General features: G+C 66.8%; 11 protein-coding genes. 8 read left to right on the top strand and 3 right to left on the bottom strand.

What is annotated here, in order from left to right:
• Positions 1–19 precede the first annotated feature (19 nt).
• The 7 genes from E9536_RS15660 (at position 20) to dapF (ending at position 6,461) form a co-directional block, all read left to right on the top strand.
• Complete coding sequence (locus E9536_RS15660; RefSeq protein ID WP_136470131.1) at positions 20–2,293, top strand: secretin N-terminal domain-containing protein; 2,274 nt, start codon at positions 20–22, stop codon at positions 2,291–2,293.
• Complete coding sequence (locus E9536_RS15655; RefSeq protein ID WP_027790289.1) at positions 2,290–2,778, top strand: type II secretion system protein; 489 nt, start codon at positions 2,290–2,292, stop codon at positions 2,776–2,778. The genes E9536_RS15660 and E9536_RS15655 overlap by 4 nt, the downstream gene beginning before the upstream one ends.
• Complete coding sequence (locus E9536_RS15650; protein WP_027790288.1) at positions 2,753–3,148, top strand: prepilin-type N-terminal cleavage/methylation domain-containing protein; 396 nt, start codon at positions 2,753–2,755, stop codon at positions 3,146–3,148. The genes E9536_RS15655 and E9536_RS15650 overlap by 26 nt, the downstream gene beginning before the upstream one ends.
• Positions 3,135–3,668, top strand: a complete 534-nt coding sequence (locus E9536_RS15645) for a type II secretion system protein (RefSeq protein WP_027790287.1) — start codon at positions 3,135–3,137, stop codon at positions 3,666–3,668. The genes E9536_RS15650 and E9536_RS15645 overlap by 14 nt, the downstream gene beginning before the upstream one ends.
• 13 nt (positions 3,669–3,681) lie before the next feature.
• Entirely contained in the window at positions 3,682–4,365 is a 684-nt protein-coding gene (locus E9536_RS15640; protein ID WP_027790286.1) for a response regulator transcription factor, read from the top strand.
• 162 nt (positions 4,366–4,527) lie between these two features.
• A complete protein-coding gene (locus E9536_RS15635; RefSeq protein WP_053059963.1) occupies positions 4,528–5,079 on the top strand; it encodes a cytochrome b/b6 domain-containing protein in 552 nt (183 codons plus the stop codon).
• Positions 5,080–5,630: 551 nt separating this feature from the next.
• Positions 5,631–6,461 carry a diaminopimelate epimerase gene (dapF, locus tag E9536_RS15630; RefSeq protein WP_059693128.1) on the top strand — a complete coding sequence of 277 codons (831 nt, stop codon included), beginning with the start codon at positions 5,631–5,633 and terminating at the stop codon, positions 6,459–6,461.
• Between the two features lie 219 nt (positions 6,462–6,680).
• Here dapF and E9536_RS15625 read toward each other — a convergent pair whose 3' ends face one another.
• A complete protein-coding gene (locus E9536_RS15625) occupies positions 6,681–7,109 on the bottom strand; it encodes a PRC-barrel domain-containing protein (RefSeq protein WP_059693130.1) in 429 nt (142 codons plus the stop codon).
• A 291-nt stretch (positions 7,110–7,400) separates the two neighbouring features.
• Positions 7,401–8,114 carry a cable pilus system response regulator transcription factor CblR gene (cblR, locus tag E9536_RS15620; protein WP_059693132.1) on the bottom strand — a complete coding sequence of 238 codons (714 nt, stop codon included), beginning with the start codon at positions 8,112–8,114 and terminating at the stop codon, positions 7,401–7,403.
• 395 nt (positions 8,115–8,509) lie between these two features.
• Here cblR and E9536_RS15615 point away from each other — a divergent pair, with 395 nt between their 5' ends.
• Positions 8,510–11,044, top strand: coding sequence for an ATP-binding protein (locus E9536_RS15615; protein ID WP_136470228.1), 2,535 nt, complete (start codon positions 8,510–8,512; stop codon positions 11,042–11,044).
• Between the two features lie 53 nt (positions 11,045–11,097).
• Here E9536_RS15615 and E9536_RS15610 read toward each other — a convergent pair whose 3' ends face one another.
• A complete protein-coding gene (locus E9536_RS15610; protein WP_136470130.1) occupies positions 11,098–13,251 on the bottom strand; it encodes an ATP-binding protein in 2,154 nt (717 codons plus the stop codon).
• Between the last annotated feature and the right edge of the window lie 9 nt (positions 13,252–13,260).

Here is a 13,260-nt window from a genome sequence, read left to right as displayed (position 1 = left end):
ACTTCTATCGAACACCATGATGAAACGAACCATCAGTCTATTGCTCCTGACCTCGGCGCTGGTGCTGGCGGGATGCTCGAGCCTCCCGGCCGGCAGCCCGTCCGCCGCCGGGACATCCGCCGAACGCCTCGGCACGCTCCAGCAGCAGAAGGAAGCCGCACCGGAAGACATCCGGATCGCCACTTCCCTCGAACTCACGCGGCAGGAATACGTGCGCGCCGAGCTGAAAGCCGCCGACCGGCAAAACGCGCAGGGCAACCACAGCGCGGCGATCGATCACCTGAACAACGTGCTGGCCGAGGACGCCGGCAATCTGCGCGCCCGTCAGGAACTCGAGCAGGTCAAGCGCCGCCAGCAAATGGCGGTCGAGCTGTCGCGCGCACAGCGCATCCGCGGCGAGCAACCTCAGGAAGCCCTCGAGATCGCGCGGCGCATCCTTGCCGAACAGCCGAACCACGCGGAAGCCAAGCGGCTGCGCGATGCGCTGCTGCGCGCGTCGCAGGCGAGCCGTCCCGTGCGCCCGCAACTGTCCGACGCGCTGCGCAAGCCGGTTTCGCTCAATTTCAAGCAGCAGCCGATGTCGAACATCTTCGACGTGATCTCGCGCGTGTCCGGCGTGAACTTCGTGTTCGACCGCGACGTCGATACGAACCAGCCCGCCACGCTGTTCGCCGAGCGCACCACCGCCGAGGATGCGATCAACCTGCTGCTGCGCACGAACCAGCTCGAGAAGAAGGTGCTCGACAAGCACACGCTGCTCGTCTACCCGTCGCAGCCCGAGAAAAGCCGCACCTATACCGAGTTCGCGCTGCGCACCTTCTTCCTGTCGCACGCGGACGCGAAATCGGTGATGGCGGCGCTGCGCCAGATGATCAAGCCGAAGGACATCTACGTGGACGAGCGTGTCAACGCGGTCGTCCTGCGCGACACGCCCGAAACGATCCAGGTGGCCGAGCGCGTCGTGATGGGGCTGGACATCCCCCAGTCCGAAGTCACGCTCGACGTGCAGGTGCTGGAGGTCAACATGAACGACAGCCTCGATCTCGGCATCCAGTACCCGGGCCGCGTGCAGTTCGGCGCGCTCGGCGGCGCGGAGGGCGCGGCGCTGACGCTCGGCGACCTGCTGCGCCTGAACCGCGACCGGATCGGCGTATCCAGCGAATCCGGCGCGCTGTCGCTCGCGATCGACATGCTGCAGAAGCAGGGCAAGACCAAGACGCTCGCGAATCCGAAGATCCGCGTACGCAACATGGAGAAGGCCAACATCAAGATCGGCGAACGCGTGCCGATCGTCACGACCACGAACGCCAACGGCGTCGTCACGGAATCCGTCAGCTACCAGGACGTCGGCCTGATGCTGAAGGTGGAGCCGCGCATCAGCCTCGACGACGAGGTCAGCGTGAAGGTCAACATGGAAGTCAGCAGCATCCTGTCGAAGGAAACGACCAAGACCGGCCTCGTCGCCTATTCGCTCGGGACGCGCAATGCGGAAACCCTGATGACCGCGCGAAACGGCGAAACGCAGATCCTCGCCGGCCTCGTCAAGCGCAACGAGATCGAGAACGTCTCGGGTCTGCCCGGCGTGTCGGGCCTGCCCGTCGTCGGCCGCCTGTTCGGCTCGAACGGCCGCAGCAACGAGCGCTCGGAAATCGTGCTGCTGATTACCCCGCACATCGAGCGCAACCTCGACCTGCCGACGTCGGCCGTCACCACGTTCCTGTCGGGGACCGAGACGCGCGTGACGACCGAGGCGCTGACGCTCGAATCCGCATCGGCCGCGCCGGCCCCGAGGGCTTCGTCGGCTTCGTCGAACGGCCCGGATCTCGATGCGCCGATCGAACCGGCGGCACCCGTCGCGGACGCCGCGCCTGCCGCGCAACCGGGCCCGGACGAGGCCGTCGATACCGCGCAGGGCGCTGAAGCCTCCCCGGCCGAAGAATCGGGCGACGCCGGGGCCGTATCGGGCAGGCCCACGATGAAAGGCGGCAGCATGATGCGTGTGCGTGCGGAAGCGGCCGCCTTGCCGCTGCCTCGCGCGCATGCGATCGAGCCCGCCTCGGCCGCGCGCGCCGTGCCGCCGCCGAAGGCCGAGGCCGCCGTCGTCGCGGCCGCGGACCTGCCGGCCGACGCGGCGGCGTCCGCAACCGAAAAGCGCGGGCTGCTGGCCATGGTGCGCTCGCTGATCGGCTCGCTGGTGTCGTTCATGGCGTCCGTCAACGGCGGCGCCGTTCCCGGATCGACCCTGCACGCCGACGCGCCCGGACGGCTGCCCAGCCCCTGGAGCATCGCATGAGCGCCGCACGGCGCCGCCGCGCGCGCGGCTTCACGCTGATCGAGATGATGGTCGCGCTGACGCTGCTTGCGCTGCTCGCCACCGTCGCCTTGCCGCTGACCGATCTCGCCAGGCGCCGCGCCGACGAAACCGAGCTGCGCCGCGCGCTGGTCGTCATCCGGTCGGCGCTCGATGCCTACAAGGCGGCGGCCGGCGAAGGACGGATCGAGCACAGCGCCGACGCGAGCGGCTATCCGCCGGATCTGCGCACGCTGGTCGAGGGCGTCGAGGACAAGACGTCCCCGAACGGCGCGCGGCTGTATTTCCTGCGCAAGATTCCCGCCGATCCGATGTGCGAATGCGACGGCAAGGCGCCCGACGAGATGTGGGAAACGCGCAGTTACGCGAGCGATCCGGCATCCTTTTCGTCGGGCGATGACGTGTTCGACATCCGTTCCACCAACCGCAAGGAGGGCATCAATGGCGTCCCGTACAACCAATGGTAGACGTGCGCGTCGCACCGCCGGCTTCACGCTCGTCGAACTGCTCGTCGTCATGGCGATCATCGCGGCGCTGACCGCGTTCGTCGCGCCCGGCTATCTGAAGCAGGGCGACCGCGCGAAGGAAACCGTGCTGCGCCACAACCTGAATACGCTGCGCCAGTCGATCGACGATTATCGCGCCGACCACGGCCGCGACCCGGCCTCGCTCGAGGCGCTCGTCGAAAATCGCTACCTGCGCGAAGTGCCGCTCGACCCGGTGACGGGCAAGCGCAATTCGTGGCGCCCTCTGGCCGGCGACAGCGGCGGCGTGGCCGACATCAAGAGCGGCGCAAAGGGAAACGCGCTCGACGGAAGCAGCTATGAGACGTGGTAACCTGCGGCAACGCCCGCGCACCCAACGCGGCATCGCGTATCTCGGCGTGCTGATGCTCGTCGCGGCGCTCGGCCTCGGGATGACCGAGGCAACGCGCATCTGGAGCACCGTTCAGCAACGCGACCGCGAAGCCGAGCTGCTGTTCGTCGGCGACCAGTATCGCGCGGCGATCGAACGCTACTACGGCGCAGCGGGGCAAAACCGCTATCCCGAGTCGCTCGACGCGTTGCTGGAGGATCGCCGGACCTTGCCGACCCAGCGCCATTTGCGACGCCTGTATGCCGACCCGCTGACCGGGTCGACCCGATGGGGGCTCGTGAAGGCGCCGGACGGCGGCATCATGGGCGTGTTCAGCGAAGCGGCCGGCCGGCCGCTGAAACGCCAGGGGTTCCCGGTCCGCTACGAGTCGTTCGGCGACCGCGACACGTATGGCGAATGGATTTTCGTTTACCTGCCGCCGGCGCCCGGCGACGGTGCTGCAAACGCGGCCGGCACGTCGGCAACCGGAGCCGCACACTGAAAGCGGAAACAACATGATCGTTGCAATCCTGGAAGACATCGTGACGCAGGCGGGTGTCGTGGCCCGCTGGCTGGAGAAGGCCGGCTACGAAACCGAGGTCCGTCACGACGGCGAGAGCTTCGTCGAACTGGTACGCTCGACGCGCGTCGACGTGCTGCTGCTCGACTGGGACGTGCCCGGCATGTCGGGCATCGACGTGATGCGCTGGGCGCGCGATTCGTTCGCCGACGCGCTGCCGATCATCATGATGACGCAGCACGACGGCGAGGACGACATCGTGTTCGGCCTCAACAATGGCGCCGACGATTATCTCGTCAAGCCGCTGCGCGAACGCGAACTGATCGCGCGCGTGAGCGCCCAGGCGCGGAAGTACTATCCGGAAACGCAGCGGGCGAAGATCGTCGAGGTCGGTAAATTCGCGCTCGACACCGGTACGCACGTCGCCACCGTGGACGGCGCGCCCGTCGAACTGGCCCGGCGCGAGTTCGATCTCGCGCTGATGCTGTTCGAGAGTGTCGGCCGGATCGTGTCGAAGGACATGATGATCAAGCACGTATGGGGCGTCGTCGACCGGAAATACGACGCGACGCTGGCGACCTACGTGAGCAAGCTGCGCAGGAGTCTCGGGCTGCGGCCGAAGAACGGGCTCGTCATCACGACGATCTACAACTACGGGTATCGGCTCGAGCGGACCTGAGCCGTTCGCAGCCGAACGCGGCCCGCGCGGCCGCGACGGGCAGGCGCCGCGCGCGTTGAGAAATCCTTCATGAACTTTTACGTCGCGCGGCACGGTCAAGATAATTCTCATCTTTAAATCATGTCGATCCACCGATCGACACCCGATCAAGGATGTTGAATCATGTCTTCCGTTTCCCTGCCGCACGTGCGGCACCGATCACCCCAGGTCCGCCGATACGATCGGCTCTCCCGCGCGATGCACTGGATCTTCGCGGCCATCATTCTCTACACGATGGTTGCCGGCATCTCGCTTCACTTCATCACGCAACCGGCGATCTGGGGCTTCGTGTCGACGCTCAACATGTCGCTCGCGACCTGCCTGATCGCGCTGTTTCCGCTGCGGTATCTCTGGTCGTTCTTCCGCAAGGCGCCGCCGGATCTTCAGTCGATTCCGGAAAAGCAACGTGCGGTCGCGCATCTGGTGCATTCGCTGATCTATGCGCTCATCGCCGTGGTCCTCGTGAGCGGCTACCTGATGGTGCCCGAAGGGTACTGGCTGTTCTGGACGGTATTCGTGAAGACGCCGTTCTCGGCAGGGCCGGTGACGGAGCACTGGTTCGCCCTCCACAAGATCGCCTGCTACACGCTGGCGGCCCTGGTGGCGGCGCATGCCGGTGCCGCGCTCAAGCATCATTTCGTGTCGAAGAACGATGTGTTGAAGCGCATGCTGTGATCTCGCATTGTGTCGACATCCCTCCATCTCGCAGGGCGCGGCCCGCGAATCGAGCTGCCCTCACGGAAACGTGAACGTCAACTCGGCGGCGCCGCTACGGATGTATTGCGCACGCAGCGGAATCGTCGCCATGTTGCCCAAGCGTTTCATCGGTTACTGCCCGGCACTCACCGGATGTGACCGATCCGCCGCCGATGCCGAGATTGCCTGCTCCCGTATAGCTGATCGGCAGCTTGCACGGGATTCGGCGGCGTGGCGGTGGCCAGCACGTCGTCCGGATGAAATCACCGAATCCCCTGGAATAGAGGCGGTTTTAACGAAAAAGCCATCGTGTGAATGGACGCTCGAGGTCCTGACGTCGTCCCTCGATGCGGCGATCGCCGGCCCCCTCCATGCGGCCCGACAGGAACGCAAAGGCAGGAAACCCCGCAGCCGCCCTATCGACGCAGCCGCGACAAGAACAAATTCATGCAAACCGCCGGTCCGGCATGCGATTGATCGGGAACGGCGAGTCACGTACAGTGATCGCCTGTCTCCCTGCCGGAACCGCCATGCCGATCGGATTTCAGAAGATGAACGCAAACGGCGACGACTTCGTCATCGTCGACCTGCGCGGTCAGGATCAGGAACACGCGCCGCGTATCGACCGCGACCTCGTGCGGCGCATGGGCGACCGGCACAGAGGCATCGGCTTCAACCAGCTTGCCGTCGTGTCGGACTGCGACGACGCAGCGGCCCGCGTCGCGTTCTGGAACGCCGACGGCTCGCCGCTCGACACCTGCGGCAGCGCAACGCGCGGCGTCGCGCGGCAACTGATGCGGGAAACCGGCATGGCGTCGCTCGTGCTGCGGACCCGCCGCGGGTATCTCGTGTGTTCGCGGGAGACGAACGGCCTGATCACCGTCGAGATGGGCACGCCGCTCACCGGCTGGCGGGACGTGCCGGTCGCCGACGCACTCGACACCCTCGCGCTGCCGCTGCCCGGCGCGCCGGCCGCCTGCAACATGGGCAACCCGCATTGCACGTTCTTCGTCGACGATCTCCACACGATCGACGTCGCGGCGCTCGGCCCCGCCATCGAAACGCATCCGCTGTTTCCGCAGAAAACCAACGTGCATTTCGTTCAGGTCATCGATCGCACGCATATTCGCCTGCGCATCTGGGAGCGCGGCGGCGGCGTGCCGCTCGGTTCGGGATCGTGTTCGTGCGGTGCGGTCGTCAACGGCATCCGGCGCGGGCTGCTCGACGATACAGTGCGGGTGACCTGCGACGGCGGCGACGTCACCGTTCGATGGGACGGCGCCGGCAGCGTGCTCCTGAGCGGGCCGGTTTCGTTCGGGTTCGACGGGGTATGGGTGGACGAAGAGAAGCCGGCGATCTGATCGCCGGCATGCGCGGCATTCACGGCGTGTGGCGGCGCACCGCGCCGGTCCGCGCGCGATGCGCCGCCGCATCGTCATCGATCGTCGAGGCAATTCGCCCGGAGCCATGATGCGAGGCCGAGCCCCCGCCGACTTGCGCCGACTCGCATGGTCATCGACGAACGGCGGTCGCCGGACCCGGCGCGGTGCGCGCCGGGCTGCGATACATCGAATCGACGATCAGTGCTTTTCGTCGACCTTCTTCGGCTTCGGCGGCGACGGCACCTTCGCGTACTGGAACGCAGGCGTCGCCTTCAGCGCTTCCTTCGTCGCGCCCGGCAGGTAGATGTTGCCCTTGCGCACGTCGAGCGACGCGATCGGCACCGCGACGTCGTGCGCGGCCACGCCGAGGAAGCCGCCGGCCGACACGATCGCCGCGGACACCGAGCCGTCCGGCGCGACGATCAGGTCGCGCACGGTGCCGACCTTCTGGTTGTCGTCGTTGTAGACGGCCTTGCCGAGCACGCTCTTCTTCACGCTCCAGCCTTCGAGCAGCGCCTGCGATTGCTCGACGGTGACGCTGATCGGCTGCGCACCCGCGATCTGCGCGTGCGCGCTGACGCTCGAGGCGAGGACGGTTGCTGCGATGAGGGTCTTGTAGAACTTCATGTGTATTGCACTCCGGTTCGGTTGTTGTTGATTCCGGGGGCGAAGCGAGGCAGGCGCAACGGCCGATCGGTGAGCACCCCGCGCTTCGTCGGTGGCGTGGCGGCCGGCCGCACCGCCACTGCGTGCGTGCATGACGGACCGGCATGGCCGGGCCGCAGCGTGCAACACGACGTTCATGTTAGCCGCATTCGACGGATCATGCGTTCGGGGTGCAACGTGGCAGGTGGGGCGATCCGGACCGAGATCAACGAACGCGCGGATATTCGATGCCGCGCGGCGGCGGCCTGTCGATCAAACCGTCCGGCTTTCCTCGATCAGCTTGCGGGATGCGAAAAGTTCGGCATCACTACGAATGCCGAGCTTGCGAAACGCCGATTGCTTCTGCGCGCTGATCGTCTTGGGGCTGCGGGAGAACTTCGACGCGATGTCGGATACGGACATGCCGGCGAGAAAGCAGCGCAGCACCTCGTGCTCGCGCGGGCTGAGGCGCAGCTCGGCAGACGATGCCGATTCGGGCGGCAGCGTGCCGTCGCCCGCCGCCTTCGTGTCGGCCATGCGCGGGTCGGGCGTCGCGCTCGATTCCATCCGGGCGGCCAGTTCGGCGCTGATGTACGAACGGCCGCCCGCGACGACACGGATGGCATGCGCAAGCTCGCCGAGATCCTCGCTCTTGCCGAAGAAGCCGAGCGCCCCCGCGCGCATCGTCATGTTGACGGTCGCCGGCGTATCGCTGCTCGATGTCATCAGGATCCGGCATTTCGGGAAGCGCGTATTGACGAGCTTGACGAGATTGAGGCCGTCGATCTCGCCGGGGCCGAGCGTATAGTCGAGCAGCACGACATCCGCGTGATTCGCTTCGAGCCAGCGAATCAGGTCGCGCGACTTCGCGAAACTCGCCGCCACTTCGATGCCGGTTTTCTCCGTCAGGTAACTGGCGATCCCGTGCTGGACGACGGCGTGGTCGTCCAGGATCACGACCCGGATCGGCTGGTGCTTTGGCCTCATTGCTAACCCTTTCTTTATTTCGGTACGACCGTAGCCGGCTGTGCGTTACTGCTTGTCGTCGCAAGCGGCCATCGATGTCATCGGTTATTGGAGTTAGCTTACCGGCTTTCCGGCTAATTTTTAACCCTGTCGGCTAAACGGGGCCGAGGCTTTTCGGCCTGGTCCCCCGCCGCAGGGCGGCGTTGCGCTTCCCTGGCGCGCGACCTATGATGGCGAGCCCGTTTTTCGGCGGCTCCCGGGTTCGTCGGGGCGACCGATGTGGACCCGGCCGCCGCGCGCCGCGATGGACGGGAACCACGACGCCGGAGCGGGCCGGCGCCGCCGCGGCCACGCCGGTATCGCGGCCGGTTCGGTTGCAACCCGAACGATAACGCAAGCGAGGAAAGGACGTGAGCATGGTGAGTTTGAAGGGTTGCGCCGTCCTGATCGGCATGATGATCGGGTTGCTGCCGGTGCCCGGAGACGCGGCCGATGCGCCGCGGTTTACGGCGGAGGAAAAGGCCTGGATCGCCGCGCATCCGGTGGTGCGCACCCGCGTCGATTCGAGGTGGCGTCCGTTCGAATTTCGTGAAAACGGCAAAGTCGTCGGCGTGGTGCCGTCGTTTCTCGACGCCATCGCGCGGATCAGCGGGTTGCGCTTCGAGTATGTCGACGACGTCACTTGGCGCGACTCGATGGACGCATTGCGCTCCGGCCGGATCGACGTCGTTCCCGACGTGACCTGGCGCGGCGCGTCCGATGCACTTCAAATGCCTGGCCCCGGCACCGCCTCCGGTGCGACGGCGGGCGGCGGCGCCACATTGCTCCGCAGCGACCTCATCGTCAGCCGCCCCTATTTCGTCGGCACCGTTTTCGTCATTGCGTCCGAACGCCAGAACCTGTTCGTCGACTCCCGCAATCTCGCCGGCCGGCGTGTCGCGATCAAGGGCGGGGGCGCACTGGAAATCGCGATCCGCCATGGCGACATCCCCGTGACCCTGCTGACCTACGACGACGAACGCGACGCGCTCGAGGCCGTCTCCCACGGTGACGCGGACGTCGCCATCGGCCCCGACATGTCCATCCTGCCGCTGCTGCAGCGGCAATACCGCGACAAGCTGTTCGTAACGGGCGGCCTGCCCGACAGCCCGTATGCGCTCGCGATCGCCACGCGCCCCGACATGCCGGTGCTCGCCTCGATTCTCGACAAGTCGCTCGCGGCGATCCCGGCGCGCGACGCCGAGCACATCGCACGTCAATGGATCGAATCGGCCGACTATGGCAAGCCGTCGCTGCACTCGATCCTTTACTACCGGCGCTGGCAGGTCACCGCGGCCGGGGCCGGCCTGCTCGCGCTGGCCGCAATCGCATTCGTTTCCTGGCGCTCGCGCGTCGCGGCGGTGCGCAGCGAGCGCGACAAGGCAATGTTCTTCGCCTTCATCAGCCACGAGATCCGCACGCCGATGCATACGATCCTGTCGTCGCTGGAATTGCTGCAACGCTCGGCGCTGCCGCCGAAGCAGGCCGGTCGCGCGGACGCGGCGATGGCCGCATCGGAATCGCTGCTGACGCTGCTCGACGACATCCTCGAATACTCGCGCCTCGAATCGCACAACGTGACGCTCGCGCCCGAGCCCACGCACGTCGAGCCCTGGGTGCGGCGCAGCGCCGACATGGTGCGCTGGCGAATCGACGAGAAGAAGCTGAGCCTGGCACTCGAACTCGCGTGCCCGCCCGGGCTGTGCGTGCTGATCGACCCGGTGCGCACGCGGCAGATCGTGCTGAATCTGCTCGTCAATGCGATCAAGTTCACGTCGGCCGGTTCGGTTGCGCTGCGCGTCGACTATCTCGACGGCAAGCCGGACCATGCCGGCTCGCTCGTGATCGAGGTCCGCGATACCGGCATCGGCATTCCGCCCGAACGCCAGCGCCGCATCTTCGAGCCCTACCAGCGTGTCGAGCATTCGGGTAACCGTCGCGTCGGCGGCAGCGGATTGGGACTGTCGATCTGTCGCGAACTGGTCGACCTGATGAAAGGCGTGATTACCGTCAGCAGCAGCCCCGACAAGGGCACCATCTTCACGGTGATCGTGCCGGCACGGCGCATCACTCACATTCAGGCGTCCGACACGACCGGGGCACAGAAGACGACGTCCGACCCGTCGCCGCCGGCGCACGGACTGGCGCCTGTTGAAGCCGACACGCGGCAGCCGGCCGGGAGCGGCCCGATGATTCTCGTCGTCGACGATCACGAAGCGGTTCAACATGCGATCGCACATCAACTCGACGCGCTCGCGTGCCGCTCGGCGGTTGCCTGCACCGGCGAGCAGGCCCTCGCGCAGTTCGAGCGCACGGCATTCGACATGGTGCTGCTCGATTGCGACCTGCCCGACATCGACGGCTATACGGTCGTGCGACGCATGCGCGACAGCGAACGCCTGCTAGAACGGGCGCGCACGCCCATCATCGCGATCTCGGCGTCGACCGGCGACGCGCATCGCGAGCGGTGCTTCGACAGCGGCATGGACGGCGTGCTGGGCAAGCCGCTGCGGCTCGATGCGCTGCGCCAGATGATCGACCTGTGGTGTCCGGCCGGCACGGCGGACGAAATCGCGCCACCGGCGCAGGACACGCGGTCGGCACAAGCCGATTTCCGGGCGATCTATCGGCAAAGCGTCGACGCGGATCTGGCGGTGCTCGGCGATGCGCTGTCGAATGACGATGCCGATCGCGCGCGTCATGCGTCGCACCGCATCAAGGGTGCCGCTGCCGTTGCCGGCCATGCGGCGACGAGCGAACTGGCAGCCGAACTCGAGCGCCGGCTGCAGTTCGCATCCGGCCCCATGCCGCCAGGCATCCGGGCGCTCGGCGACGAACTGTTGCGCCTGCATCGCGCCGACATGGCCGGATCGGACGCCCGCGGGCACGATTCGGGCAACGCAGAAACATAGATGGCCCGCGTGGCCGGAAACCCGGGCCCCGGCTGCCGGCGCGCGTCGCGGCCCTATGGCGCGGTCGACGCAACCGGTGCGCCATCCGCATCGGCCGGACACCAGGTCGCGATCGCCTGCCGGAGCGTTTCGAGCCGCAGCGGCTTGCCCAGCACGCCGTCCATGCCGCTTTCCAGGCAACGCGCCTTGTGCGCATCGCCGGACTCTGCCGAAATCGCAATGATCGGAACATGCGTGGCCTTTCGCGCGGTTTCCTCCTGACGAATCATTCGCGCGAGTGCATAACCGTCGATGTCGGGCAGATTGCAATCGAGCAGCACCATGTCGATCCGGCCCTGCGCGAGATGCCGCAACGCATCGTCGCCCGCGCCGGCGACGATGCCGACACAGCCGAGCGCGTCGCATTGATCCTGCAGCGCGGCCCGCACGGCTTCGTGATCGTCGACGATCAGGACGCGCGGTGCGCCGCGATGCACCGGCGCTGCCGCTGCGTCGGCCAGTGTCGGCGGCGCCGCGACGGCCGGTGTCGACGGCACGCCGTCCACTGCGGTCGCCGGCAATTGCACCGTGAATACCGTTTCGACGTGCGGCGTGCTTTCGACCGCGATCGAGCCGTGCATCAACTCGACGAGTTCCCGGCAGATCGCGAGCCCGAGCCCGCTGCCGCCGATCCCCTGTTGCGGCGCACGATCGGCTTGCCAGTAGGTGTCGAAGACCCGCCCGAACCGTTCGGGCGCGATACCGATGCCGGTGTCGCGCACTTCGAGGTGCAACACGCCGTTGCGCCCGTGGCGGGCCGCCAGATAGCGGACGCGCAGCGTAACGGCGCCGGCCGCCGTGAAATTGATCGCGTTGACGAGCAGATTCAGCGCAATCTGGCGCACGCGAACCGGATCGATCAGGACGTGCAACGACGGCGCCCCCGAAATCTCGAGCCTCAGCGCCAGCGCCTTGCGCTCCGCACGCCAGCGCACCATGTCGACGGTTTGATGAGCCCACGCCTCGAGCTCGGTCGTTTGCGGAGCCAGCGTCACCTTGCGCGATTCGAGGCGCGAATATTCGAGGATGTCGTCGAGCAGCGTCAGCAGCGTTTCGGACGCCGATGCAGCCGCCTCCACGCGGCCGGCCTGCAGCACGGGAAGCCGCGAGCGCTGCAGGAATTCGAGCGACGACAGGACCGTCTGCATCGGCGTGCGGATTTCGTGACTGACGAAAGCCAGGAACATCGCCTTGTCGCGCTTGCTGCGGATGGCCGCCGCACGGGATTTCCACATCAGGTAGGCGAGCACCGCGAACGTCAGCAACGTCAAGGCGATGGCCAGCACCACCGGCGCACGATAATGCACGATCGAGCGGATCGTCGGCTTGCCGTAGTCGCCCAGCTCGATCGAGTCCCGCGTGATCTCGGCCGTCTCGCTGACCGGAATGGCCGCGAGCGACTTGTCGATGATCGACGCGAGCACCGGCAGGTCGGCGCGCGAGAGCATCGCGAGCGACACCGGGCGGTCGGCCAGCATGCCGGACATGTAAAGCTGCCCGGTGAATTGCCGCCGCACGATCGGCAGGATCGTGACGTCGATGCCGAGCGCGGCATCGGCTTCGCCGTTGGCGACCGCGCCAAGCGCCAGTTCCTCGGTGTCGAACGTGAGCACATGGAGCGGCACGCCACTGTGGCGGACGAAGTACTCGACCGCACCGTGCCCCTTGATCGCGATGCGCCGCCCCTTCAGCCGTTGCAGACCAAAGATCATCGCGGAATCGTTGCGCGTCACGACGGTAAGCCGCCCGACCAGGTAGGGCGCGCTGACCAGCGCACCGGCGCCGATGCGGTCCGGAACCAGCTCGCGCCAGACACCCGGCAGCAAATCGACCTTGCCTGACGCGAGCGCCTTGTACGCGTGTCCCCATTCGGTGCCCGGCACGGTCTGGAACGCGAGTCCGGTCATCTTCGAGATTGCGCTCAGATAGCCTGCGACAAGACCTGCGTGTCTGCCGTTGCGCATGTACTCGATCGGGTGCCAGTTCGCCTCGACCGCGATATGGACGACCGGGTGGTCGCCGATCCAGCGCAGCTCCTCTTCAGTAAAGATCGGCTTCCAGCAGGCGGTCGCGGCGCCCGTGCCGACCGAGAAGGTCAGCAGCATCGTCGTCAATACGTGGCGAAGCATGCGCCACACCGGGCGATGCGCGGAGAACCTTGCTTCCATGATCGATTC

The sequence above is a fragment of the Burkholderia sp. LS-044 genome (genome assembly GCF_004803625.1).
Lineage (GTDB): Bacteria > Pseudomonadota > Gammaproteobacteria > Burkholderiales > Burkholderiaceae > Burkholderia > Burkholderia cepacia.
The sequence above is the reverse complement of the archived record's forward strand: the minus strand, read 5'-3'. Positions and strand labels throughout refer to the sequence as shown.

Bases quoted from the DNA above. Each gene is read 5' to 3' on its own strand.
- E9536_RS15650 (WP_027790288.1), top strand. From the start codon at position 2,753: ATGGCGTCCCGTACAACCAATGGTAGACGTGCGCGTCGCACCGCCGGC.
- E9536_RS15645 (WP_027790287.1), top strand. From the start codon at position 3,135: ATGAGACGTGGTAACCTGCGGCAACGCCCGCGCACCCAACGCGGCATC.
- E9536_RS15660 (WP_136470131.1), top strand. From the start codon at position 20: ATGAAACGAACCATCAGTCTATTGCTCCTGACCTCGGCGCTGGTGCTG.
- dapF (WP_059693128.1), top strand. From the start codon at position 5,631: ATGCCGATCGGATTTCAGAAGATGAACGCAAACGGCGACGACTTCGTC.
- E9536_RS15635 (WP_053059963.1), top strand. From the start codon at position 4,528: ATGTCTTCCGTTTCCCTGCCGCACGTGCGGCACCGATCACCCCAGGTC.
- E9536_RS15640 (WP_027790286.1), top strand. From the start codon at position 3,682: ATGATCGTTGCAATCCTGGAAGACATCGTGACGCAGGCGGGTGTCGTG.
- E9536_RS15615 (WP_136470228.1), top strand. From the start codon at position 8,510: ATGGTGAGTTTGAAGGGTTGCGCCGTCCTGATCGGCATGATGATCGGG.
- E9536_RS15625 (WP_059693130.1), bottom strand. From the start codon at position 7,109: ATGAAGTTCTACAAGACCCTCATCGCAGCAACCGTCCTCGCCTCGAGC.
- cblR (WP_059693132.1), bottom strand. From the start codon at position 8,114: ATGAGGCCAAAGCACCAGCCGATCCGGGTCGTGATCCTGGACGACCAC.
- E9536_RS15655 (WP_027790289.1), top strand. From the start codon at position 2,290: ATGAGCGCCGCACGGCGCCGCCGCGCGCGCGGCTTCACGCTGATCGAG.
- E9536_RS15610 (WP_136470130.1), bottom strand. From the start codon at position 13,251: ATGGAAGCAAGGTTCTCCGCGCATCGCCCGGTGTGGCGCATGCTTCGC.